21 protein-coding genes are annotated in these 22,582 nt (G+C 65.0%); 14 read left to right on the top strand and 7 right to left on the bottom strand.

Annotation, left to right across the window (positions count from 1 at the left end; genetic code table 11):
* Nucleotides 1-6 precede the first annotated feature (6 nt).
* The 8 genes from CHB99_RS21715 to CHB99_RS21680 all read left to right on the top strand — a co-directional run bounded on the left by CHB99_RS21715 (nucleotide 7) and on the right by CHB99_RS21680 (nucleotide 9,620).
* Complete coding sequence (locus CHB99_RS21715; protein WP_042128047.1) at nucleotides 7-1,374, top strand: PepSY-associated TM helix domain-containing protein; 1,368 nt, start codon at nucleotides 7-9, stop codon at nucleotides 1,372-1,374.
* Nucleotides 1,375-1,680: 306 nt separating this feature from the next.
* Complete coding sequence (gene cycA / locus CHB99_RS21710; protein ID WP_042128049.1) at nucleotides 1,681-3,093, top strand: D-serine/D-alanine/glycine transporter; 1,413 nt, start codon at nucleotides 1,681-1,683, stop codon at nucleotides 3,091-3,093.
* Nucleotides 3,094-3,306: 213 nt separating this feature from the next.
* Nucleotides 3,307-4,572 carry an urea ABC transporter substrate-binding protein gene (urtA, locus tag CHB99_RS21705; RefSeq protein ID WP_042128051.1) on the top strand — a complete coding sequence of 422 codons (1,266 nt, stop codon included), beginning with the start codon at nucleotides 3,307-3,309 and terminating at the stop codon, nucleotides 4,570-4,572.
* Nucleotides 4,573-4,773: 201 nt separating this feature from the next.
* The gene (gene urtB, locus CHB99_RS21700; RefSeq protein ID WP_042128053.1) at nucleotides 4,774-6,273 is read left to right on the top strand and encodes an urea ABC transporter permease subunit UrtB; all 1,500 of its coding nucleotides are present in this window, start codon (nucleotides 4,774-4,776) and stop codon (nucleotides 6,271-6,273) included.
* Nucleotides 6,273-7,352: an urea ABC transporter permease subunit UrtC gene (gene urtC / locus CHB99_RS21695; RefSeq protein ID WP_042128055.1), complete on the top strand. Its 1,080-nt coding sequence runs from the start codon at nucleotides 6,273-6,275 to the stop codon at nucleotides 7,350-7,352. Before urtB ends, urtC begins: the two co-directional genes overlap by 1 nt.
* On the top strand, nucleotides 7,349-8,200 hold the full coding sequence (gene urtD / locus CHB99_RS21690) for an urea ABC transporter ATP-binding protein UrtD (RefSeq protein ID WP_042128057.1): 852 nt from the start codon (nucleotides 7,349-7,351) through the stop codon (nucleotides 8,198-8,200). The genes urtC and urtD overlap by 4 nt, the downstream gene beginning before the upstream one ends.
* A gap of 163 nt (nucleotides 8,201-8,363) precedes the next feature.
* Entirely contained in the window at nucleotides 8,364-9,062 is a 699-nt protein-coding gene (gene urtE, locus CHB99_RS21685; RefSeq protein ID WP_042128059.1) for an urea ABC transporter ATP-binding subunit UrtE, read from the top strand.
* 36 nt (nucleotides 9,063-9,098) lie between these two features.
* The gene (locus CHB99_RS21680; RefSeq protein WP_042128061.1) at nucleotides 9,099-9,620 is read left to right on the top strand and encodes a GNAT family N-acetyltransferase; all 522 of its coding nucleotides are present in this window, start codon (nucleotides 9,099-9,101) and stop codon (nucleotides 9,618-9,620) included.
* A 71-nt stretch (nucleotides 9,621-9,691) separates the two neighbouring features.
* Here the strand turns inward: CHB99_RS21680 and CHB99_RS21675 are convergent, their stop codons facing one another.
* Nucleotides 9,692-9,994, bottom strand: a complete 303-nt coding sequence (locus tag CHB99_RS21675) for a chaperone modulator CbpM (protein WP_042128063.1) — start codon at nucleotides 9,992-9,994, stop codon at nucleotides 9,692-9,694.
* Nucleotides 9,995-9,996: 2 nt separating this feature from the next.
* Entirely contained in the window at nucleotides 9,997-10,965 is a 969-nt protein-coding gene (gene cbpA, locus CHB99_RS21670; protein WP_042128065.1) for a curved DNA-binding protein, read from the bottom strand.
* 160 nt (nucleotides 10,966-11,125) lie between these two features.
* On the opposite strand from cbpA, the gene CHB99_RS21665 reads away from it, so the two are divergent.
* A complete protein-coding gene (locus tag CHB99_RS21665; protein WP_042128067.1) occupies nucleotides 11,126-12,391 on the top strand; it encodes an Hsp70 family protein in 1,266 nt (421 codons plus the stop codon).
* A 544-nt stretch (nucleotides 12,392-12,935) separates the two neighbouring features.
* On the opposite strand, the gene CHB99_RS21660 is transcribed toward CHB99_RS21665, so the two are convergent.
* The 3 genes from CHB99_RS21660 to CHB99_RS21650 all read right to left on the bottom strand — a co-directional run bounded on the left by CHB99_RS21660 (nucleotide 12,936) and on the right by CHB99_RS21650 (nucleotide 15,321).
* Complete coding sequence (locus CHB99_RS21660; protein WP_042120244.1) at nucleotides 12,936-13,943, bottom strand: AI-2E family transporter; 1,008 nt, start codon at nucleotides 13,941-13,943, stop codon at nucleotides 12,936-12,938.
* Between the two features lie 125 nt (nucleotides 13,944-14,068).
* A complete protein-coding gene (locus CHB99_RS21655) occupies nucleotides 14,069-14,353 on the bottom strand; it encodes a PsiF family protein (protein WP_042120246.1) in 285 nt (94 codons plus the stop codon).
* A 77-nt stretch (nucleotides 14,354-14,430) separates the two neighbouring features.
* A complete protein-coding gene (locus tag CHB99_RS21650; RefSeq protein ID WP_042120249.1) occupies nucleotides 14,431-15,321 on the bottom strand; it encodes an esterase/lipase family protein in 891 nt (296 codons plus the stop codon).
* A 132-nt stretch (nucleotides 15,322-15,453) separates the two neighbouring features.
* Here CHB99_RS21650 and osmE point away from each other — a divergent pair, with 132 nt between their 5' ends.
* Both osmE and CHB99_RS21640 read left to right on the top strand, forming a co-directional pair.
* On the top strand, nucleotides 15,454-15,792 hold the full coding sequence (osmE, locus tag CHB99_RS21645) for an osmotically-inducible lipoprotein OsmE (RefSeq protein WP_042120250.1): 339 nt from the start codon (nucleotides 15,454-15,456) through the stop codon (nucleotides 15,790-15,792).
* A 91-nt stretch (nucleotides 15,793-15,883) separates the two neighbouring features.
* Nucleotides 15,884-16,414 (top strand): ferritin-like domain-containing protein, encoded by a 531-nt coding sequence (locus CHB99_RS21640; protein WP_042120252.1) that lies wholly within the window; start codon nucleotides 15,884-15,886, stop codon nucleotides 16,412-16,414.
* Nucleotides 16,415-16,569: 155 nt separating this feature from the next.
* Here the strand turns inward: CHB99_RS21640 and CHB99_RS21635 are convergent, their stop codons facing one another.
* Nucleotides 16,570-18,639 carry an AsmA family protein gene (locus CHB99_RS21635; protein ID WP_042120254.1) on the bottom strand — a complete coding sequence of 690 codons (2,070 nt, stop codon included), beginning with the start codon at nucleotides 18,637-18,639 and terminating at the stop codon, nucleotides 16,570-16,572.
* 342 nt (nucleotides 18,640-18,981) lie between these two features.
* Between CHB99_RS21635 and CHB99_RS21630 the strand changes: the two genes are divergently transcribed.
* The 3 genes from CHB99_RS21630 (at nucleotide 18,982) to CHB99_RS21620 (ending at nucleotide 21,418) form a co-directional block, all read left to right on the top strand.
* The gene (locus CHB99_RS21630; protein ID WP_042120255.1) at nucleotides 18,982-19,485 is read left to right on the top strand and encodes a hypothetical protein; all 504 of its coding nucleotides are present in this window, start codon (nucleotides 18,982-18,984) and stop codon (nucleotides 19,483-19,485) included.
* Between the two features lie 131 nt (nucleotides 19,486-19,616).
* A complete protein-coding gene (locus CHB99_RS21625; RefSeq protein ID WP_042120256.1) occupies nucleotides 19,617-20,249 on the top strand; it encodes a TetR family transcriptional regulator in 633 nt (210 codons plus the stop codon).
* Between the two features lie 68 nt (nucleotides 20,250-20,317).
* A complete protein-coding gene (locus CHB99_RS21620) occupies nucleotides 20,318-21,418 on the top strand; it encodes an AGE family epimerase/isomerase (RefSeq protein WP_089266623.1) in 1,101 nt (366 codons plus the stop codon).
* A gap of 141 nt (nucleotides 21,419-21,559) precedes the next feature.
* On the opposite strand, the gene CHB99_RS21615 is transcribed toward CHB99_RS21620, so the two are convergent.
* Nucleotides 21,560-22,330: an SDR family oxidoreductase gene (locus tag CHB99_RS21615; RefSeq protein ID WP_042120258.1), complete on the bottom strand. Its 771-nt coding sequence runs from the start codon at nucleotides 22,328-22,330 to the stop codon at nucleotides 21,560-21,562.
* Between the last annotated feature and the right edge of the window lie 252 nt (nucleotides 22,331-22,582).

Here is a 22,582-nt window from a genome sequence, read left to right as displayed (position 1 = left end):
CGTTGCATGAGCAAGCCATCGTTTTCCTTCTACAACCTGGCCTGGCGCTGGCACTTCTACGCCGGGCTGTTCGTCGCCCCGGTGATGATCCTGCTGGCGGTCACCGGGATCATCTACCTGTTCAAACCACAACTGGACCCACTGATGTACCGCTCGCTGATGGTGGTCGAGGCGGGTCATCACCGGCATCCGGCCGATCACCTGCTGCACCAGGTGCAGACGGCCTATCCGGGCGCGACCATCACCCAGTACCTGCCCGCCGCCGCCCGCGAGCGCAGCGCGCAGTTCGTGGTCAAGCGCGACGGACAGGAACTGAACGTGTTCGTCGATCCCTACAGCGGCCAGGTGCTCGGCGCGCAGGATGCCAAGAGCAACCTGCAGGCCGTGGTCCGCGCGCTGCACGGCGAGCTGATGGTCGGCAGCGTCGGCGACCGCGTGGTGGAACTGGCGGCCGGCTGGGGCATCGTCCTGGTGGTCTCCGGCCTGTACCTCTGGTGGCCACGGGGCGGGCGCCTGGCCGGGGTGCTCTGGCCGCGCATGAGCGCGCGCGGGCGGGTGCTGTGGCGGGACCTGCATGCGGTCAGTGGCTTCTGGGGTTCGCTGGTCCTGCTGCTGATGCTGCTCAGTGGCATGACCTGGACCGGGTTCTGGGGCAAGCAATACGCCGACCTGTGGAACCGTTTTCCCGCAGCCATGTGGAACGACGTCCCCACCTCGGACCAGGAGGCCCGCACCTTGAACAGCGCGGCGCGGCAGACCGTGCCCTGGGCGGTGGAAAACACGCCGCTGCCGGAGTCCGCCGGCGCGCATGCCGAGCACCAGGGCCACCAGGCCATGGACAGCGGCCCGGCGGCGCCGGAGGTCAGCCTGCAGCGGGTCGAGGACATCGCCGACGAGCGCGGCGTCGAACCGGGCTACAGCATCACCTTGCCGAAGACCGGCAGCGGCGTGTTCACCATCGCCGTGTTCGCCGACGACCCGCGCAACGACGCGACCCTGCATGTCGACCAGTACACCGGCAAGGTCCTGGTGGATGTGCGCTGGCAGGACTACAGCCCGGTGGCCAGGGCCACGGAGCTGGGCGTGATGCTGCATGAAGGCAAGATGTTCGGCGTGGTCAACCAGTTGCTGATCCTGCTGATCTGCCTGATGGTCCTGCTTGGCTCGGTGAGCGGCCTGGTGATGTGGTGGAAACGCCGTCCCGAGGGCGGCCTCGGCGTGCCGCCACTGCGCCACGACCTGCCGCGCTGGAAGACGGCCACGCTGGTGATGATCGTGCTCGGCGTGGCCTTTCCGCTGGTGGGCGTGTCGATGCTGGTGGTGTGGGGGCTGGATCGGGTGTTTGGCCGGCGGATGCTGGTGGCGCGGGCCTGACCCAGCGCCTCTTGCCCGCGAAAGACCTGTAGGAGCTGGCTTGCCTGCGAAAGACCTGTAGGAGCTGGCTTGCCTGCGAAAGGACCGTGCAACGGTCCCCAAATGGCGCAACCTGCAAGATTTCGGGACCGCTCTGCGGTCCTTTCGCAGGCAAGCCAGCTCCTACGCGAGCAACGCAGATTCCTGATGTTCCAGACAGCATTACCCTAAAGTCGAGTCATCTTGTCGCGTCTAGCCCGCGGGTTGCCGTGGTAGCCTAGCCGCCGCTTCACGTACAAGAAGACTGCAATTTATGGAATGCATGCAATGAAACAAGACCTCTCAAAGGACCCGCAGGAACACCACCTGCAACGCAATCTCACCAACCGCCACATCCAGCTGATCGCCATCGGCGGGGCCATCGGTACCGGCCTGTTCATGGGCTCGGGCAAGACCATCAGCCTCGCCGGCCCATCGATCATCTTCGTCTACATGATCATCGGCTTCATGCTGTTCTTCGTCATGCGGGCGATGGGCGAGCTGCTGCTGTCGAACCTCAACTACAAGTCCTTCATCGACTTCTCCGCCGACCTGCTCGGCCCCTGGGCCGGCTACTTCACCGGCTGGACCTACTGGTTCTGCTGGATCATCACCGGCATCGCCGACGTGATCGCGATCGCCGCCTACTCGCAGTTCTGGTTCCCCGACCTGCCGCAGTGGATACCGGCGCTGATGTGCGTCGGCGTGCTGCTGTCGCTGAACCTGATCACCGTGAAACTGTTCGGCGAGATCGAATTCTGGTTCGCCATGATCAAGATCGTCGCCATCCTCGGCCTCATCGGCACCGGCCTGTACATGGTGTCCAGCGGCTTCCAGTCGCCGGCCGGCAGCACCGCCAGCCTGAGCAACCTGTGGAATGACGAGGGCATGTTCCCCCACGGCCTGATGGGCTTCTTCGCCGGTTTCCAGATCGCCGTGTTCGCCTTCGTCGGCATCGAGCTGGTGGGCACCACCGCCGCCGAAGCCAAGGACCCGGAGCGCACCCTGCCACGGGCGATCAACTCGATCCCGCTGCGCATCATCATGTTCTACGTGTTCGCCCTGATCGCCATCATGGCGGTCACCCCCTGGCGTGACGTGGTGCCGAACAAGAGCCCGTTCGTCGAGCTGTTCATCCTCGCCGGCCTGCCCGCCGCGGCGGCGGTGATCAACTTCGTGGTGCTGACCTCGGCCGCCTCCTCGGCCAACAGCGGTGTGTTCTCCACCAGCCGCATGCTCTTCGGCCTGGCCCAGGAAGGCGATGCGCCCAAGTCCTTCGAGAAGCTGTCCAGCCGCGATGTCCCGGCCAACGGCCTGTACTTCTCCTGCACCTGCCTGCTCCTCGGCGCGGCGCTGATGTACGTGATCCCTGACCTGATGGAGGCCTTCACCCTGGTCACCACCGTCTCGGCGATCCTGTTCATGTTCGTCTGGTCGCTGATCCTGCTGTCCTGGCTGACCTACCGCAAACAGCGCAGCGCCCTGCACGAAGCCTCGAAATACAAGATGCCCGGCGGCCGTTTCATGTGCTGGGCGTGCCTGGTGTTCTTCGCCTTCATCCTGGTGCTGCTGAGCTTCGAGGCCGACACCCGCCAGGCCCTGATCGTGACCCCGATCTGGTTCGTGATCCTCACCGTGACTTACCAGTTCGTCCGCAGCCGCCGTCAGCCACGCCGTCAGATCGACCCTTCGCGCGGTTGATCTCCCGCCCTGCGGGCCATTGCGCACCATCAGTGCGCAGTGGCCTGCACCGTGCCACCGTCCTGGGCTCCAGGGCGGTGCATGCATCGCTCACAATCTGCTGAAACCCTTGTGCCAGAGCCTGTACACAATTAGGCACAGCCTTTGCTATCTCCCTGTCCGTAGTCGCCATTTGCCTTACCGCCAAATACGAACTCAACGGAGAGAGCACCCATGAAGCGTCGCAGTCTGATCAAGGCCTTCACCCTCAGCGCATCCATCGCCGCGATGGGCCTGAGCTGGACCATCCAGGCCGCCGAGACCATCAAGGTCGGCATCCTGCATTCCCTGTCGGGCACCATGGCGATCTCGGAAACTTCGCTCAAGGACATGGCGCTGATGACCATCGAGCAGATCAACGCCAAGGGCGGGGTCAACGGCAAGCTGCTGGAGCCGGTGGTGGTGGACCCGGCCTCGAACTGGCCGCTGTTCGCCGAGAAGAGCCGTCAGTTGCTGACCCAGGACAAGGTCGCGGTGGTGTTCGGCTGCTGGACCTCGGTATCGCGCAAGTCGGTGCTGCCGGTGTTCGAGGAGCTCAACGGGCTGCTGTTCTACCCGGTGCAGTACGAGGGTGAAGAGATGTCGCCGAACGTCTTCTACACCGGCGCGGCGCCGAACCAGCAGGCGATTCCGGCGGTGGAATACCTGATGAGCGAGGACGGCGGCGCAGCCAAGCGCTATTTCCTCCTCGGCACCGACTACGTCTACCCGCGCACCACCAACAAGATCCTGCGCGCCTTCCTGCATTCCAAGGGCGTGGCCGACAAGGACATCGAGGAGGTCTACACCCCGTTCGGCCACAGCGATTACCAGACCATCGTCGCCAACATCAAGAAGTTCTCCGCCGGCGGCAAGACCGCGGTCATCTCCACGGTCAACGGCGACTCCAACGTGCCGTTCTACAAGGAGCTGGCCAACCAGGGCCTGAAAGCCACCGACGTACCGGTGGTGGCCTTCTCGGTGGGCGAGGAAGAACTGCGCGGCATCGACACCAAGCCGCTGGTGGGTCACCTGGCCGCGTGGAACTACTTCGAGTCGGTGGAGAACCCGGTCAACAGCCAGTTCGTCAGTGACTGGAAGGCCTATGCCAAGGCGAAGAACCTGCCGGGGGCGGACAAGGCGGTGACCAACGATCCGATGGAGGCCACCTATGTCGGCATCCACATGTGGGCACAGGCGGTCGAGAAAGCCGGCAGCACCGATGTCGACAAGGTCCGCGAAGCCCTCGGCGGACAGAGCTTCAAGGCACCGTCGGGGTTCACCCTGAGCATGGACAAGACCAACCACCACCTGCACAAGCCGGTGATGATCGGCGAGATCCAGGATGACGGGCAGTTCAGCGTGGTCTGGCAGACCGAGCAGCCGCTGCGGGCACAGCCGTGGAGTCCGTTCATTCCGGGCAATGACAAGCGGCCGGATTATGCGGTGAAGGGCAACTGATCCAAGACCGTCGGGGACCGCTTTGCGGTCCTTCGCGGGCAAGCCTCGCTCCTACGGAAAATCGTGCCCCCGGATGACGCGCGTCGCGGATGGCCGCGTACTCCGGATGACCGCGCGTCCACTGTAGGAGCGTGGCTTGCCCGCGAAGGACTGCAAAGCAGTCCCCAAATGAATCCAATCCCTCGAAGGGACCCCCGCACCATGCCCAAGGCCCTCTACCATCTCCTGCTCTGCCTGTGCCTGCTGCTGCCCATGGCCGCACACGCCAGCGAAGCCGACTACTTCGCCAGCGCCCAGCCCAGTGACCAGGCCCGCCTGCTCCAGGACTGGGCGGCGCAACCCGATCCGGCCCGGCTGCCCCTGCTGACCTCATTGCAGCAAGGCCGCATCAGCCCCGACGACAGCCGCAAGCTGCGTCTGAACAACCGTCTGCGCGGGCTGGTGGACAACGCCCTGGCCAGCCACCAGTTGCTCGGCGCCGATGCCAGCCTGCGCCTGCGGGCCGCGCAGCAACTGCAGAAGAGCGCGCAACCGGCCCAGGTCGCCTTCCTCGACCGCCAGTACGCCCAGGAAACCGACGACGCCGTCCACGCCGCGCTCGGCCTGGCCCTGGCCAACCTGCAACTGGCCGCCAGCGATCCGGCGGTACGTCTGGCCGCCGTGCGCCTGCTCGGCGAAACCGGCGACCCCATGGCCCGCACCCGCCTCGAAGCCCTGCTCGACCCGGCAGTGGAAAGCGACGCCGGCGTGCGCACTGCGGCGCAAACCAGCCTGGGCCAGGTCAAGCGCAAGCTGCTGGTCGGCGAACTGCTCGGCCAGGCCTTCAGCGGCCTGTCCCTCGGCTCGATCCTGCTGCTGGCGGCCCTCGGCCTGGCGATCACCTTCGGCCTGCTCGGGGTGATCAACATGGCCCACGGCGAGATGCTCATGCTCGGTGCCTACACCACCTACATGGTCCAGGTCCTGGTGCAGCGCTACGCCCCCGGCGCCATCGAGTTCTATCCACTGATCGCGCTGCCGCTGGCCTTCGCCGTCAGCGCCGGGGTCGGCATGATTCTGGAACGCACGGTGATCCGCCACCTGTACGGCCGTCCCCTGGAAACCCTGCTGGCAACCTGGGGCATCAGCCTGATCCTGATCCAGGCCATCCGCCTGCTGTTCGGCGCGCAGAACGTCGAAGTGGCCAACCCGGCCTGGCTGTCCGGTGGCATCCAGGTGCTGCCGAACCTGGTGCTGCCGTGGAGCCGCATCGTGATCATCGGCTTCGCCCTGTGCGTCGTGCTGCTGACCTGGCTGCTGCTGAACAAGACCCGACTGGGCCTCAACGTGCGCGCCGTCACCCAGAACCGCAACATGGCCGCCTGCTGCGGCGTTCCGACAGGTCGCGTGGACATGCTCGCCTTCGGCCTCGGCTCGGGCATCGCCGGCCTCGGCGGCGTGGCCCTGAGCCAGATCGGCAACGTCGGCCCCGACCTCGGCCAGAGCTACATCATCGACTCCTTCCTGGTGGTGGTGCTCGGCGGCGTCGGCCAGCTCGCCGGCAGCCTGTGGGCCGCGTTCGGCCTGGGCATCGCCAACAAGCTGCTGGAACCGCAGATCGGTGCGGTACTCGGCAAGATCCTCATCCTTGCGCTGATCATTCTGTTCATCCAGAAGCGTCCGCAAGGCCTGTTCGCCCTCAAGGGACGGGTAATCGACTGATGAACCAGCCACTGCTTGTCACCGCCACGCAAAAAGCCGGACCGCGACTGTCCCTGGCCATCGGCACCGTCGTCCTGGCCGTGCTGATCGCCCTGCCGCTGCTGTCACTGCTGCCCGACGGGCACAGCCTGCAGGTCTCGGCCTACACCCTGACCCTGGTCGGCAAGATCCTCTGCTACGCCATCGTCGCCCTGGCTCTCGACCTGGTCTGGGGCTATGCCGGGCTGCTGTCCCTCGGCCACGGGCTGTTCTTCGCCCTCGGCGGCTACGCCATGGGCATGTACCTGATGCGCGAAGCCGCCGGCGACGGCCTGCCGGCGTTCATGAGCTTCCTGTCGTGGAGCGAACTGCCCTGGTACTGGGCCGGTACCCAGCACTTCGCCTGGGCGCTGTGCCTGGTGGTGCTGGCTCCGGGGCTGCTGGCCCTGGCATTCGGCTACTTCGCCTTCCGCTCGCGGATCAAGGGCGTGTACTTCTCGATCATGACCCAGGCCCTGACCTTCGCCGGCATGCTCCTGTTCTTCCGCAACGAGACCGGTTTCGGCGGCAACAACGGCTTCACCAACTTCCGCACCCTGCTCGGCTTCGACATCACCGCCCAGGGCACCCGCGCGGTGCTGTTCCTGCTCACCGTGGCGCTGCTGGCGGGCAGCCTGTACCTGGGCTGGCGTCTGGCGCGGAGCAAGTTCGGCCGGGTGCTCACCGCCCTGCGCGACGCCGAGAACCGCCTGATGTTCTGCGGCTACGACCCGCGCGGCTTCAAGCTCTTCGTCTGGGTCCTGAGCGCCGTGCTGTGCGGCCTGGCCGGGGCGTTGTACGTACCGCAGGTGGGCATCATCAACCCCAGCGAGATGTCGCCGACCAACTCCATCGAGGCCGCCGTGTGGGTCGCCCTCGGCGGGCGCGGCACGCTGATCGGCCCGCTGCTCGGCGCCGGCCTGGTCAACGGCATGAAGAGCTGGTTCACCGTGGCGTTTCCGGAGTTCTGGCTGTTCTTCCTCGGGGCGCTGTTCATCCTCGTCACCCTGTACCTGCCCAAGGGCGTGGTCGGCCTGCTGAAGAAAAGGGGCGAACAATGAGACTGCCGTCGATCCATCCCGAGTTCATGCTCGAACCCATTCTCGATGCGGGCAGCGGCCGCGATGCCATCGGTCTTGGCCAGGTGGTCGGCAGCGGTCTCGACGCGCGCCACGGCACAGTGCTGACCCTGGAGGACATCAACGTCAGCTTCGACGGTTTCAAGGCCCTCACCGCGCTGAACCTGTACATCGGTGTCGGCGAACTGCGCTGCATCATCGGCCCCAACGGCGCCGGCAAGACCACCATGATGGACGTCATCACCGGCAAGACCCGCCCCACCAGCGGCAAGGCCTGGTTCGGCGACACCCTCGACCTGACCCGCCTGAGCGAAGTGCAGATCGCCCAGGCCGGGATCGGCCGCAAGTTCCAGAAGCCCACGGTGTTCGAGGCGCTGACCGTGTTCGAGAACCTGGAACTGGCGCAGAAGACCGACAAATCGGTGTGGGCCTGCCTCGGCGCGCGGCTGAGCGGCGAGCAGCGCGACCGTATCGACGAGGTGCTGGCGACCATTCGCCTGGAGGCCTCGCGCCAGCGCCCGGCGGGGCTGTTGTCCCACGGCCAGAAGCAGTTCCTGGAAATCGGCATGCTGCTGATGCAGGACCCGCAATTGCTGCTGCTCGACGAACCGGTGGCGGGCATGACCGACGCCGAGACCGAGTTCACCGCCGAGTTGTTCAAGGGCCTGGCCGGCAAGCATTCGCTGATGGTGGTGGAACACGACATGGGCTTTGTCGGCAGCATTGCCGACCATGTCACCGTGCTGCACCAGGGCAGTGTGCTGGCCGAGGGTTCGCTGGAGCAGGTGCAGGCGGACGATCGGGTGATCGAGGTTTACCTCGGAAGATGATGCCGCCCCCTCTCTGTGTAGGAGCTGGCTTGCCTGCGAAAGGACCGCGCAGCGGTCCCAAGATCTTGTTGGCTGAGCAAATCCGGGACCGCTGCGCGGTCCTTTCGCAGGCAAGCCAGCTCCTACAGAGCGTTGCGCTGCAGCGTAATCAAAGGATGAAGACATGCTGAAAATCGATTCCCTGCACCAGTACTACGGCGGCAGCCATATCCTCCGTGGCCTGTCCTTCGAGGCGAAGGTCGGCGAGGTCACTTGCCTGCTCGGGCGCAATGGTGTCGGCAAGACCACCCTGCTGCGCTGCCTGATGGGCCTGGTCCCGGCCAGGGAAGGCAGCGTCAGTTGGGAAGGCCAGGCCATCACCCAGCTCAAGCCGCACCAGCGGGTCCGGGCCGGTATCGCCTACGTGCCCCAGGGCCGTGAGATCTTCCCGCGCCTGACCGTTGAGGAAAACCTGCTGATGGGCCTGTCGCGCTTCGGCGCCAGCGAGGCGAAGCAGGTGCCCGAGTTCATCTACGAGCTGTTCCCGGTGCTGCTGCAGATGAAGCAGCGCCGCGGTGGCGACCTCTCCGGCGGCCAGCAGCAACAGCTGGCCATCGGCCGCGCCCTGGCCAGCCGCCCGCGCCTGCTGATCCTCGACGAGCCCACCGAAGGCATCCAGCCCTCGGTGATCAAGGAGATCGGCGCGGTGATCGGCAAGCTGGCGGCGCGCGGCGACATGGCGATCCTGCTGGTGGAGCAGTTCTACGACTTCGCCGCCGAGCTGGCCGACCAGTACCTAGTGATGTCCCGTGGCGAGATCGTCCAGCAGGGCCGTGGCGAAAACATGGAGGCCGAAGGTGTGCGCGACCTGGTAACCATTTAATCTGGGCGCCTGCACTGATTTTCCGGACCGAGCACCATGACCTTCACCCTCCGCGACGCCGTGCCCGCCGACCTGCCGGGCATCCGCGACATCTACAACGACGCCGTACTCAACACCACGGCAATCTGGAACGAGCAGCCGGTGGACCTGGCCAATCGTCAGGCCTGGTTCGACGGGCGTCAGGCCCAGCGCTATCCGATCATCGTCGCGCTGGATGCGGGCGGTGAGGTGGTGGGGTATGCGTCATTCGGCGATTGGCGGGCCTTCGAGGGCTTTCGTCATACCGTGGAGCATTCGGTGTACATCCGCGCCGACCAGCGCGGCAACGGCTTGGGGCCGAAGCTGATGGAAGCCCTGATCGTGCGCGCCCGGGAAGCGGGCAAGCATGTGATGGTGGCGGCGATCGAGAGCGGCAACGCGGCGTCGATCCGCCTGCATGAGCGGCTAGGCTTCAAGGTGACCGGGGAAATGCCGCAGGTGGGGGTGAAGTTCGGCCGCTGGCTGGATTTGACCTTCATGCAGTTGGTGCTGAATCCGGGAGCGTTGCCGCCTGCCTGAGATCCATGATTTGCACTGATCCCTGTGGGAGCTGGCAAGCCAGCTCCCACAGGGATCGCGGTGTTCCGGATTTACTGGACGAACCGCCCCAACCGCTGGCGCAACATGTCGTTCTCGCTGCGCAACTGGCGCACTTCCTCCAGCAGTTCCAGGGCCAGGGCCACCCCTTCCCATTCCAGCTCCAGCTCCGCGTGCAGCCGCGCCGCACGCTTGGCCAGCACCGGGGACTGAACGTCGAACAACCAGTCCTCGGGTGTTCGCCCCGACGGTTCAACGATGCCGTGTTCGACGATTTCGATCACGCAGTCGGCCGGCAGATCGGCCTCCTGACAGAAGGTGCGCATGTCCAGCTGAACGATCAGGGTGCTACTCATGGTCACTTACTCCACTGAGTCCGCGGGTTGAACCCGGCCTTCTCCGACAGTTTGTTCCACAGTTCACGGGTGGCCGCGTCCGACTGGGTCGGCATCACCACCTTCAGTTGCGCGTACAGGTCGCCACGCTGGCCCTGCTTGTTGGCCAGGCCCATGCCCTTGATCCGCAGGCGCTGACCGCTCTGGCTGTCCGGACGGATGGTCAGGTTGACCTTGCCGGTCAGGGTCGGCATTTCCACCTTGGTGCCCAACGCCGCTTCCCACGGTGCCAGCGGCACGGTGATGATCAGGTCATGACCTTCGACATCGAACAGCGGATGAGGTGCGAAACGGATCACCAGGTACAGGTCGCCGTTCGCCCCGCCACCGACACCCGGCGCGCCCTGGCCCTTGAGGCGGATGCGCTCGCCATCCGTCACCCCGGCGGGGATCTTGACGTTGAGGGTCTTGGTGGTGTCGCCGGTGCGCTGGCCATGGGCGTTGTGCTGGGGGACCTGGAAGCTGATCTGCTTCGACTCGTTGGCCAGGGTTTCCTCAAGGAACACCGCCAGTTCCATTTCCACGTCCTGACCTCGCCGACCGGCACTGCGCTGCTGTTGAGCGCGGCCGAACGGATTGCCGTTGCCGCGACCGGCCGATCCGAAGATCGAACTGAAGAAGTCCGAGAAGTCACCGCCGGCGCCAAAGCCACCACCACCCGCGCCACCACGACTTTCCCAGCCAGGCGGGGCCTGGAACGGCCGGCCGTGCTGGCCACCGTATTTGCGGATCTCGTCGTATTCGGCGCGCTTGGCCGCATCGCCCAGCACTTCGTAGGCCTCGTTGGCCTCCTTGAACTTGTTCTCGGCGTCACGCTCTTTGCTGACGTCCGGGTGATACTTGCGCGCCAGCTTGCGGTAGGCGGTCTTGATCGCCTTGTCGTCCGCCGTCGGCTCCACGCCCAGTATCTTGTAATAGTCTTTGAAGTCCATCTAAGGAATCACCATCGGTTGAATGCACTGCCTGTGAAGATAGGGGTCAAGCATAGCCTTTCAAGGTACCCCGGGGTTTGTCGCGCAGCAGATAATCGGTCTTGATTCTGTCCGCCACTGGCATAAACTGCGCGGCCGCTTTTTCCCCGGAACCGCTTCCATGACTCACGCATCCCCGGCCCGTGCCTGTGGTATCGACTTCGGCACGTCAAACTCCACCGTCGGTTGGCATCGCCCTGGCGAGGAGACGCTGATCGTCCTCGAAGACGGCAAGATCACCCTGCCTTCGGTGGTGTTCTTCAACATCGAGGAACGCCGTCCGGTCTACGGTCGCCTGGCCCTGCACGAATACCTGGAAGGTTACGAGGGGCGCCTGATGCGCTCGCTGAAGAGCCTGCTCGGCTCCAAGCTGATCAAGCACGACACCAGCGTGCTGGGTACCGCCCTGCCGTTCAAGGACCTGCTGGGGATGTTCATCGGCGAGCTGAAGAAACGCGCCGAAGCCAACGCCGGCCGCGACTTCGAACAGGTGGTGCTGGGTCGCCCGGTGCATTTCGTCGACGACGACCAGGCTGCCGACCAGGAGGCCGAGGACACCCTGGCCGAGGTGGCGAGGAAGATCGGCTTCAAGGACGTGTCGTTCCAGTACGAACCGATCGCCGCCGCCTATGACTACGAGTCGGGCATCGAGCGCGAGGAACTGGTACTGATCGTCGACATCGGCGGCGGTACCTCGGACTTCACCCTGATCCGCCTGGCTCCCGAGCGACACATGCTCGACGACCGCCAGGACGACATCCTCGCCACCGGCGGCGTGCACATCGGCGGGACCGACTTCGACAAGCAGCTCAGCCTGCAGGGCGTGATGCCGCTGTTCGGCTACGGCAGCCGGATGAAGAGCCAGGCGCTGATGCCGACCAGCTACCACCTCAACCTGGCGACCTGGCACACCATCAACTCGGTGTACTCGCAGAAATCCCAGCTGGCCCTGGGCAGCATGCGCTACGACATCGAAGACACCCTGGGCATCGACCGCCTGTTCAAGCTGATCGAACAGCGCGCCGGACACTGGCTGGCGATGGAAGTGGAAGCGACCAAGATCGAGCTGACCCATGCCGACAATCGCCTGGTGGACCTGGGCCGGATCGAGAAGGAGCTGAACGTCGACCTGACCCGCGCACTGTTCGAACAGTCCATCGACAACCTGCTGGAGCGGGTCCGTGGCAGCGTCGACGAGCTGCTGCTCAAGGCCGGCGTGGGCGTGGACCAGGTCGACACGGTGTTCTTCACCGGCGGTTCCAGCGGCATCCCGGCGCTGCGCCAGAGCGTGGCGGCGATGCTGCCGAACGCGCGGCACGTGGAAGGCAACATCTTCGGCAGCATCGGCAGCGGGCTGGCGATCGAGGCGCGCAAACGCTACGGCTGACAGATTCTGATGATGTGTTGCAGTTGAGTGCCTAATCGCTGCATGGGTATCTACACATCTTTGAAGGCTTGCCGGGGAACCGCGTCAAGGCTGCCAGGTGCCTGTCTTGAGTCCTGCAGCGCCCTCCAGATCGAGCGCCGCCCGCGCGGCGCATCGCGGGCAATCGGAACGCCGCCCGGCCCGCTCCCACATCTTTTGCAACGTGCCATGGCCTGTTGGATTTGAGTTGTCAGCCTTTGTTTCTTCGGCGATGCATCGCGGGGAGGCTGTTGGTTCGACTCGGTATCGAGTCGAACCAACAAGGCAGACAACTATGGCCTGTCAGACATAGGTACGTTGCAACCGATGTGGGAGCGGGCCGGGCGGCGTTCCGATTGCCCGCGATGCGCCGCGCGGGCGGCGCTCGATCTTCAGGGCGCTGCAAGATTCAAGACGGGCACCTGGCGGCCCTGATGCAGTTTCCTGTCAGGCTTTCGGAGTTGTGTAGATACCTATGCTAATCGCTGGCAAGCCAGCGATGAAGCCGGCCCAGGCCGCACCGAACTCACACCAGCTCCGCCCGCTTCAACTCACTCTTCAGGTACGCGTAATAGATCGGCCCCGCCACCACCCCCGGCAGGCCGAACGCGGCTTCGAACACCAGCATCGCCAGCAGCAGCTCCCACGCCTTGGCACTGATCTGCCCGCCGACGATCCGCGCATTGAGGAAGTACTCGACCTTGTGGATGACGATCAGGTAGCCCAGCGCCGCCGCCGCGACCCAGATCGACAGCGACAGGCCGACGATGGTGATCAGGGTGTTGGACATCAGGTTGCCGATCACCGGCAGCAGCCCGAGCAGGAAGGTCAGCACGATCAGGGTCTTGGTCAGCGGCAGGTGCACGCCGAACATCGGCAGCACCACGGCGAGGAACACCCCGGTGAACACGGTGTTGAGCAGGGAAATCTTGATCTGCGCGAAAACGATGTTGCGAAACGCCTGGACCAGCAGCGACAGACGCTCGAACAGCGCCGCCGCCAGCGGCTTGCGCCGGGAGATGTCAGGGATGCGCTGCAGGGCGACGATGGCCCCGAGAATCATGCCGATCAGCAGGGTGACGAACATGTGCGCCGCACCCTTGCCCACCAGCTGCAGCTCGCCCAGGTGAGTCTTCAGCCAGTCACCGATGGCCACCTTGAACTCGGCGGCGCTGGCCGGCAGGTAGGCATCGACGAACGGCGGCAACTGGCCGCGGGCCTGGTCCACCAGCAGCATGAAGCGGTCCAGCGATGCGCCGGGATTTTCCGCTTCGTGCAGGAGGAAGCTGATCGCCCCGGCGAAGACCAGGGTCAGCGTACTGACCACCAGGGTGCCCAGCAGCGCCACCGCCAGCCAGCGCGCACGCGGCCCGGCGATCACGTGCTGGAGTTTCGGCGTGAGCATGTTCACCAGCTCGAACACCAGCAACCCGGCCAGCAGGCTCGGCAGCAATTTGAGCGGCAATACCAGCAACAAGCCGGCGAATATGATGATCCAACTGGCCAGCACGATCTGACGCTGGGTAAAAGTCATACAACCTCAGACAGCCAAAGACGACAAAGGCGGCAGTCTGCCAGCCTTCGACGGACAGGCATAGGGGCGGGCGATACCGGACGACGAGCCATTGCTCCAGGGCAATGACCCGCGTTCGGCGGCGGTCATTTTTTCTTCAGGCAGTCGCTCATGAAGGTCTTGCGTTCATCGCCCTTGAGCGCCTTGGCAGTGGCGTCGGCGTTGCAGGTCTTCATCTTGTCCTGCTGGGTCGCGGCCGGCTTGGCTTTCAGGCAATCGCTCATGAATGCCTTGCGCTCGTCGCCCTTGAGCGCCTTGGCGGTGGCGTCGGCGTTGCAGGTCTTCATCTTTTCCTGCTGGGCGGTGGCGGCAAAGCCCTGCGACGCCATCAGCATTCCCAGCAACAGCAACGGCACGTGCAGCATCTTCATGGCAGTTCTCCTGAGCGCTGCGTGAGGGAGCAGCGGTCACCGGAGTTTAGACAAGAATTTTTACATCCTGCCGGACGCTAGCAGCCGGCGGCCTTGAGTCGGGCCGCATGCTCGGTGAACAGTTTCACCGGTTGCGCACCCTTGCCCACCGCGCCGAGGGACTGGTTGACGATATCCAGGTGATCGAGGGGAAAGTCGTCGCCGATCACCTGGCCCAGGTGCGAGCTGTAGCGCCCGACCATACCGTCGCACTGGCCCTTCTCGATCACGAAGGTCCGGGCGAACAGGCGACAGAAACGGTTGCTGCCGTCCAGGCGGTTGCGCCCGCGGTCGGTGATGCCGGGCGTGAGCACGCCGGACCAGGAGTAGTAGCGCACGCCATTGACCTCGGCGGGCCCTTCACCGCCCCAGGTCTCGGGCAGGCCCTGCGGATAGCGCTGGTTGAAAGCGGCCACGCCATCGCGGGTCAGGGACAGGTGCGAGGCATGCACGTCGATGGGCAGCGCCGGGCCTTTCCAGCCGGTCTCCAGCCAGCCCATCAATATCGCCAGGCCGTGCAGCAGGGCCTTGAGCAAACGCCCTCGCGGCGAGTCGCCGGGATATTCCCGGGCGAAATAATCGGCCAGTTCCGAGCCGTGGTTGGGCCCGGCGATGGAGGTGACCGAGGCCACCCACTCCGGGCGCTTCGCCGCCACATAGCGGGCCGTCAGCGCGCCCTGGCTATGACCGAGCAGGTTGACCTTGTCGGCGCCGGTGCGCTGCCGCAGCTCCTCGACGATGCGCAGCAACTGCTCACCACGTACCTCGCAGCTGTGCAGCGGCGACACCTGCACCGGAAACACCTGCGCACCGCCCCGGCGCAACGCCGCGAAGATACCGAACCAGTAGGGATAGAGCAGCAGCCGGACGAAACCGAGCATGCCCGGCACCAACACCAGCGGGTAACGAGTGGCAAGCGCTTGCGACATGACAACCCCCGGTCCATGGACAGGCCATCACCCTACAAGCGAAACGATGGCAATCGCAATCGAACTCCCGCCGTCCCGCGCGGTTCCAAAGCCGTATCGGGCCACGAAGGCCCATTGCGAGGGAGTACGACCATGTACAAGCATGCCCTGATCGCCGTTCTGGCCGGTGCCACCCTGATCGGTTGCGGCAGCCGTCCGGAAAATCCGGTGGACTACGTCACCTACCGCGACCAGCCGCTGGTCAAGCAGGTGGAAAACGGCATGACCATGCAGAAAGTCATCGCCATCGGCGGCAGCCCGTCGACGGTGATCGACCTGCCCCACGGCGGGACCTGCAACAACTACATCCTCAACCAGGAAGGTCATCAACAGCCTTACTACGTGCGCTTCGATGCCACCGGGCATGTCGACGCCAAGGGTTTCAAGACCTGCGAGCAACGGCAGAAAGACCAACAGGCAGTGTCGGGTTGATAAAACTTTCCCGCCGCCTGGCGACTCGTACCTGATGTAGCGCCCGCGCCGGCAGTGCGCGGCGCCCCCGTCTTTCAGCCTGGAGACCGTCATGAGCAACGTTACGTTGACCGATGTGAATACCCTGCGCCAGCGCGCGCGCCAGCATGTGGAGCAAGGCGCGGTGACCGAGGGCTACAACGCCGACCGGCAGACCATCCTGCGCCTGCTCAACGAGTCGCTGGCCACCGAATGGGTCTGCACCCTGCGGTACAAGCGCCACTACTACATGGCCAGCGGGATCAAGGCCAGCGTCGCCGCGGCCGAGTTCCTCGAACACGCCAACCAGGAACAGGAGCACGCCGACAAGCTGGCCGAACGCATCGTGCAACTGGGGGGCGAGCCGGACCTGAACCCGGACAACCTGAGCAAGAACTCCCATGCCCAGTACGTGGCCGGGAAGAGCCTGAAGGAGATGGTGCTGGAGGATCTGGTGGCGGAACGCATTGCCATCGACAGCTACCGCGAGATCGTGCGCTTCATCGGCGACAGTGATCCGACCACGCGGCGCATCTTCGAGGACATCCTGGCTCAGGAAGAAGAGCATGCGGATGATATGGCGGATCTGTTGAAAGGCCTGTAACGCCCCTCGACCCTGTAGGAGCGCGGCTCGTCGGAGTGCCGAACCACCGCGAAAGGACCGCGCCAGCGGTCCCGGCTTCACCGATGTCCGGGACCGCTGGCGCGGTCCTTTCGCGGGCAAGCCGCGCTCCTACGGGGGATTTTGGTAAGCCCCTTTCATTTCACGGTCTTCGGCGCCTTGCCGGCCCGCATCTGCTCCAGCAACGGCGTACAGCGATTCGGCTCATCCCCGCTGCTCGGTGCGATCAGCGCCAGCAACCCCACCGCAGGCCCCGCCACTACCCCGAGCGCCACCATCCCCGCCCCGCGCAACGCCAGCGGCACCGCCTGCACACCCGCCGACGGCTTGGCGAACGACCCGCGCACATACAGCGGCGAACGCAGCGAGAACAGGCGCAGGCCCTTCGATTCGGGATTGATCTTCAGGTCCAGCTGCTCGGTCGCGAAGTTCGCCGTGCCGGTCACATTGATCACTGCATTCTCGGTATCGAACACGAACAGCCGGGGCGTCGCCAGGCCGTCCTTGATCCCGACATCGGTGGCCGCGCAGTTGATCTTCACTTCGTTGTCGCCGAACAGCTTGCCGACCACGTAGTTGCCCACGTTCAGGCCGGCGATCTCCATGAGGCCGCGACTCACCGCGCCATCGTTGATCAGCAGCTTGAGTTCGCCATTGGACGTCCCCAGCAGCGCCGCCACCGAGTTGCCGCGCCCGCTGAGGTCGGCATCGCCATTGAGGGCACCGAAGCTGGTCTTCATCGGTTCGAAGGTGGGGAACAGTTGCTTGAGCTTCAGATTGCGCGCGCTCAGGCGCACCCGGCCCTGCATCGGCGCACTGCGGCCATCGAGACGCACCTGCATGTCCAGCTTGCCTCCGGCGACACCGAAGGACAGCGGCTCAAGACGCAGCAGGCCGTCTTCGAGCAGGACATGGCTGGCGAGATCGGTGAACGGCAGCTCTGCGCTCTGCACGATGCGCTTGCCGGCGAAGGTGACGTCGGCGTCCATCGCCCGCCAGCGTTCGGTACGGAATTCTTCCACCGGCAGGACCTTGTCCCCCGGCTGCCTGGCCGCGCCGCCACGGGCCTTCTGCTGGGCATTGGAATCGGCACCGATCAACGGCGCGAGGTCCTTGAACAGCAATTGGTTGGACACCAGCTTGCCGCTCAGCTTCGGCCGCGGCTGGCTGGCGACGAAGGACAGGTCGCCATGGATGTCGCTGTCGCCGATCCTGCCGTTGAAGCCCTCGTAGCGAAACAGCGCACCACCCGGCTCGTGCAGCCTGGCGAAGAGATGGCCGTCGGTCTGGTAGGGCGGGGTGTCCGGCAGGGTCACACCGGTCAAGGGGTACAGGTTGCCGAGGCTGGCGCCGGACAGTTTCAGGCGCAGATCCAGGGCGCCAAGGTTGCGTGGGTCGGTCAGGGTGCCGGCGATGATCGCGCGGGTCTTGGCGATACGCATGTCCGCCTGCACCGGGAACGGCTGGCTGGCGTCCTGCAGCGCCAGCAGACCGCCGATCCTGCCCTCGCCGCTGAGGGCTTCGCCCTTGTAACTGCCGGTGACCTTGAGCGCAAAGGCGTAGTCCTGCGGCGCGGCATTTTCCTTGCGGACCCGCTCGGCGGTGGACTTGCCGACGATATCGCTGAACGGTATCGGCTTGCCGAGCGAGTCGATGCGGACCTGGACGCTGGTCTTCAGCGTCGCGTCATCGAACGCGATCTGGCCCTGGTCGAAGCCGATGGCACCGATATCCAGCACCCACTGCGACGGCTCGGCCTGCTCGTCCGCGGGGCCGAAGTCGAAGGTCCAGTTGGCCCGGCCATCGGCCAGGCGCTTGAGGCTGGCGCTGGGCTGCTTGAGGTCGATACGCGGAATGACGATGCGCCGGGCCAGCAGCGGCAGCGGCGACAGGCGGAAATCCACCTGCCGCAGAGCGACCATCCGCGGCTCCTTCAACCACTCGGGGTTGCCCAGGGTCAGGTCCTCGGCGGTGAAATGCGGCCACGGCACCCAGGCCCGCCAGCCCCCATCCTCGGGCTCGCGACGCCAGTGCACGGCAAGATCGCCGTTGATCGAGAAGGGACGCTGCAGGGCTTGCGACACCTTGTCGTTGAGGAAAGGTCGGGCCCGGTTCCAGTCGAAGGTGGCGATGAAGATCACCAGCAACGCCAGGACCAGCGCAAGGCTGGCCAGGGTCCCGGTGATGATTTTGGCGGGGCGCGTCATTGCACGATTCTCCAGTGACAGCAAGGCAGGCAGTGTGCGTGAGCCACGCACTTGTACTTGGGACTGGCGAAATGCCGAGGGGTTTTACCCGATCCACCTGGTCGTGAGGATTTTTCCTGCCGTGTCCGCCAGTTTTTTCCATCAACGCGGCGTGATCATTTCACTCGAACAGCGCTGCAATTCCGACTTCCGTACTCGGGAAAGGCCCGGTCTAGAGCGGCCGGCGGAATATATCAATCCCGTTGATTGTTACCATTATCTTTATGAACTTTTCTATCCAATTTCCAAGAGTAGCATTGCCCTCGTACCCACTTTCCCAGCCTCCCCAAGGAGAAACGGACCATGAAACGCCAACTGCTGCTCAGCCTGACCCTGTCCATCCTGGCCGCCAACGCCTTCGCCGTACCGGCCGCCGATCAACACCTGTCCGCCGAAGCCCGCTCCAGCGCCGCCACGGTTTCCCAGCCACTCAATACCCTGGCTGAAGGTGGTTCGGACCGCGTCATCGAACGCGCCAACCGCGTTGCCGAAGGCGGTTCTGACCGCGCCATCGAACGTGCCAACCGCGTTGCCGAAGGTGGCTCCGACCGTGCCATCGAACGTGCCAACCGTGTTGCCGAAGGTGGTTCCGACCGCGCCATCGAACGTGCCAACCGCGTTGCCGAAGGTGGTTCCGACCGTCTGATCGACCGCGCCAACCGCGTTGCCGAAGGTGGTTCCGACCGTGCCATCGAACGTGCCAACCGTGTTGCCGAAGGTGGTTCCGACCGTCTGATCGACCGCGCCAACCGTGTCGCCGAAGGTGGTTCCGACCGCGCCATCGAACAAGCACAACGGGTGAGCTGATGCCTATGCGCCAAAACAACAGCTACCCGCGCGCAAGCACTTCCCCTCCGAGGCCCGGTCAACTGACCGGGCTTTGTTTTTCCGGCCCCGCCCATTAGAGTGCAGGCCTGTTTCACACGAACCGTACCGCCATGCTGCCGCGCGCCGAACAGAAGCAACAGACCCGCCACGCCCTGCTGGACGCCGCCCGCCAACTGATGGAAAGCGGTCGCGGTTTCGGCAGCATCAGCCTGCGAGAAGTGGCCCGCACCGCGGGTATCGTGCCCACCGGCTTCTATCGCCATTTCGACGACATGGACCAACTGGGCCTGGCCCTGGTCCGCGAAGTCAACGAAACCTTCCGCCAGACCATCCGCAGGGTCCGCCACAACGAATTCGAACTGGGCGGCATCACCGACGCCTCGGTGCGCATCTTTCTCGATGTGGTCACGGCCAATCGCGCGCAGTTCCTGTTTCTCGCCCGCGAGCAGTACGGTGGCTCGCAGCCGGTACGCCAGGCCATCGCCCGCCTGCGCGAAGGCATCAGCTCGGACCTCGCCGCCGACCTGGCGCGCATGACCCGCTGGCACCACCTGGACGCCGATGCCTTGGCGGTGATGGCCGACCTGGTGGTGAAGACCGTGTTCGCCACCCTGCCCGAACTGATCGACCCGCCAGCGGAGCTGGCCCCGGGGCAGTTGAGCGCCCAGGCCAAGATCACCCAGCAACTGCGCTTCATCTTCGTCGGCGCACGGCACTGGCAGGGGCTCGGCAACCCGGTCTGATCCCGGTGCCACGGGGAAATTTCCTGCTACCATGCGCGCCAACGCAACGACGGCGACGAACCTTTTCCATGTCCGAACTTTCCCCAGCCCAGCCCGCCCTGCTCGCTGAACTCCAGCGCCATTTCGACCAGCGCATCGTGCCGCTGTGGCAAGGTCCCGGCTGGAACCCGGACATGGCCCTGCCGTTCGAGGCCCTCGCGACCACGCACCAGCCGTTGCCGGTGCAGCGCTACCGGGCCATGGCCTGCGCACGCCAGTTGTATCTGTTCAGCAGCCGCATCGAGCAGCCAGGGGCCAGCGAGCGCGCCGCCGCGCTGTTCCGTTCGCTGCAACGGCATTTCCACGATGCCGAGCATGGCGGCTGGTTCTACAGCATCGACGCCCAGGGCAAGCCGCTGGACCGGCGCAAGGACCTCTACACCCACGCCTTCATCATCTTCGCCTGCGCCCACTACTGGGCGAAGTCACGCGACAGCCTGGTGGAATCGACGCTGAATGCCGCCCTCAGCGTGGTCGCCGAGCGTTTCGCCACGGAGGACGGCCTGTACGAAGCGAGCCTCGGCGAAGACTGGCAGGCGCTGGGCAGCGGCCCCCTGCAGAACCCGCTGATGCACCTGGCCGAAGCGTTCCTCGCCACCCTCGCCGTGCGTGAGGACGATGCAGTGCGGGACGCGCTGGTCGCCTTGAGCGACGCCATGCAGGCGCACTTCATCGACCCGGACCACGGGGTGATGCTGGAGAAACCGCGCGGGGCTGTGGATAACTGGTTCGAACCTGGGCATCAGTTCGAATGGTTCTATCTGCTGGAGACCTCACCGCTGCTCAAGGGCACGGCGCTGCATGCGTCGCTGCAACGGGCGTTCGCGTTCGCCGAAGAGCGCGGGGTGAAGGACGGGGCGGTGCTGGCGATGCTCGATCCGCAAGGCAATGTGCGCGATGCCACCCAGCGGATCTGGGCCCAGGCCGAGTACCTGCGGGCGCTGACCCTGCGCGCGGACGGCGCGGCGAAGATACCTGCCCAGCTAGAGGTATTGCGCCGACAGTTTCTGCATGAAGGTGGCTGGCATGAGTGCCGGGATGGCCAAGGGGTGGTGAGTCGCGACGATATGCCATCGACCACGCCCTATCACCTGGCGACCTGTCTGGAGGGGCTGCAGCGCTCCTGCTGACCTGCGCGCGTCCCTCGTAGGAGCGTGGCTTGCCCGCGAAAGGACCGCGCAGCGGTCCCAGACCTCACCGCTATCGGGGACCGCTACGCGGTCCTTCGCGGGCAAGCCACGCTCCTACGAGAAAATGGCCGCCCAGCCAGATCAATTCTTCTGGGCAGACCGATCGATCGAGAACCCCGCCCAATCCTGGCTCACCGGCATCAACTCCAGGTTGTTGATGTTGATATGCGCCGGCTGGTTCAGCACCCAGAACACCGTCTCGGCGATGTCCTGCGGCTGGATCGCCTCCGCACCCGCGTAGGTCGCGTCATAACGGCTCTGGTCGCCACCGAAGCGCACCAGCGAGAACTCGCTTTCGCACAGCCCCGGCTCGATGTTGGTCACGCGCACCCCCGTGCCGCGCAGGTCGCAGCGCAGGCTCAGGGAGAACTGCCCGACGAACGCCTTGGTACCGCCATACACATGGCTGCCCGGGTACGGGTAATTGCCCGCCACCGAACCGACGTTGAGGATGCTCGCGCCACGCCCGTAGGCGATCAGCCGTGGCAGCAGCAGGCGGGTGCTGTACATCAGGCCCTTGATATTGGTGTCGACCATGGTGTCCCAGTCATCCAGGTCGCACTTCTGCGCGGGATCGGCGCCCAGGGCCAGGCCGGCGTTGTTGATCAGCCCGCGCAGTTTGGCGAAAGACGGCGGCAGGCTGGCGATCGCCTGCTCCATCGCCTTGCGATCGCGCACGTCCACGACCAGGCCGTGGACCTCGGTCTTCTGCGCCAGCTCCGCGCACAGCGCGTCGAGACGTTCCTGGCGACGACCGGTCAGCACCAGCGACCAGCCCGCCTCGGCGAAACGACGGGCGCAGGCTTCGCCGAAGCCGGAAGTGGCACCGGTGATGAATACGGTGGAAGTCATGGGGTTCTCCTTGGATGGACTTGCCCACAGGCAAGAGGAAAGGCAAGCCTTGCAGCATGCCCGGCACACGGGGGGACGGCAAGTCTTCGCGCCGCTGTACAAAAAACGAACAAACCTCGCAAAGCCTTGATTAACAAGGCCCAGAGCAGGGTATGCGCACCTTATCCACAGGGCTTTCCACGCCGATGGGGGGCAACTGTATAACAGCGGCAGGGGGAGTTGTTCACAGCCTTGAACGACCCACCGCGTGGA

The organism is Pseudomonas japonica (assembly GCF_900188455.1).
In the GTDB taxonomy this organism is placed as follows: domain Bacteria; phylum Pseudomonadota; class Gammaproteobacteria; order Pseudomonadales; family Pseudomonadaceae; genus Aquipseudomonas; species Aquipseudomonas japonica.
Note: the sequence above shows the minus strand (reverse complement) of the source record. Positions and strands in the feature narration are given on the sequence as shown.

Excerpts from the sequence above, each read along its gene's own strand:
- CHB99_RS21715 (WP_042128047.1), top strand. The coding sequence starts at position 7 with ATGAGCAAGCCATCGTTTTCCTTCTACAACCTGGCCTGGCGCTGGCAC.
- cycA (WP_042128049.1), top strand. The coding sequence starts at position 1,681 with ATGAAACAAGACCTCTCAAAGGACCCGCAGGAACACCACCTGCAACGC.
- urtA (WP_042128051.1), top strand. The coding sequence starts at position 3,307 with ATGAAGCGTCGCAGTCTGATCAAGGCCTTCACCCTCAGCGCATCCATC.
- urtB (WP_042128053.1), top strand. The coding sequence starts at position 4,774 with ATGCCCAAGGCCCTCTACCATCTCCTGCTCTGCCTGTGCCTGCTGCTG.
- urtC (WP_042128055.1), top strand. The coding sequence starts at position 6,273 with ATGAACCAGCCACTGCTTGTCACCGCCACGCAAAAAGCCGGACCGCGA.
- urtD (WP_042128057.1), top strand. The coding sequence starts at position 7,349 with ATGAGACTGCCGTCGATCCATCCCGAGTTCATGCTCGAACCCATTCTC.
- urtE (WP_042128059.1), top strand. The coding sequence starts at position 8,364 with ATGCTGAAAATCGATTCCCTGCACCAGTACTACGGCGGCAGCCATATC.
- CHB99_RS21680 (WP_042128061.1), top strand. The coding sequence starts at position 9,099 with ATGACCTTCACCCTCCGCGACGCCGTGCCCGCCGACCTGCCGGGCATC.
- CHB99_RS21675 (WP_042128063.1), bottom strand. The coding sequence starts at position 9,994 with ATGAGTAGCACCCTGATCGTTCAGCTGGACATGCGCACCTTCTGTCAG.
- cbpA (WP_042128065.1), bottom strand. The coding sequence starts at position 10,965 with ATGGACTTCAAAGACTATTACAAGATACTGGGCGTGGAGCCGACGGCG.
- CHB99_RS21665 (WP_042128067.1), top strand. The coding sequence starts at position 11,126 with ATGACTCACGCATCCCCGGCCCGTGCCTGTGGTATCGACTTCGGCACG.
- CHB99_RS21660 (WP_042120244.1), bottom strand. The coding sequence starts at position 13,943 with ATGACTTTTACCCAGCGTCAGATCGTGCTGGCCAGTTGGATCATCATA.
- CHB99_RS21655 (WP_042120246.1), bottom strand. The coding sequence starts at position 14,353 with ATGAAGATGCTGCACGTGCCGTTGCTGTTGCTGGGAATGCTGATGGCG.
- CHB99_RS21650 (WP_042120249.1), bottom strand. The coding sequence starts at position 15,321 with ATGTCGCAAGCGCTTGCCACTCGTTACCCGCTGGTGTTGGTGCCGGGC.
- osmE (WP_042120250.1), top strand. The coding sequence starts at position 15,454 with ATGTACAAGCATGCCCTGATCGCCGTTCTGGCCGGTGCCACCCTGATC.
- CHB99_RS21640 (WP_042120252.1), top strand. The coding sequence starts at position 15,884 with ATGAGCAACGTTACGTTGACCGATGTGAATACCCTGCGCCAGCGCGCG.
- CHB99_RS21635 (WP_042120254.1), bottom strand. The coding sequence starts at position 18,639 with ATGACGCGCCCCGCCAAAATCATCACCGGGACCCTGGCCAGCCTTGCG.
- CHB99_RS21630 (WP_042120255.1), top strand. The coding sequence starts at position 18,982 with ATGAAACGCCAACTGCTGCTCAGCCTGACCCTGTCCATCCTGGCCGCC.
- CHB99_RS21625 (WP_042120256.1), top strand. The coding sequence starts at position 19,617 with ATGCTGCCGCGCGCCGAACAGAAGCAACAGACCCGCCACGCCCTGCTG.
- CHB99_RS21620 (WP_089266623.1), top strand. The coding sequence starts at position 20,318 with ATGTCCGAACTTTCCCCAGCCCAGCCCGCCCTGCTCGCTGAACTCCAG.
- CHB99_RS21615 (WP_042120258.1), bottom strand. The coding sequence starts at position 22,330 with ATGACTTCCACCGTATTCATCACCGGTGCCACTTCCGGCTTCGGCGAA.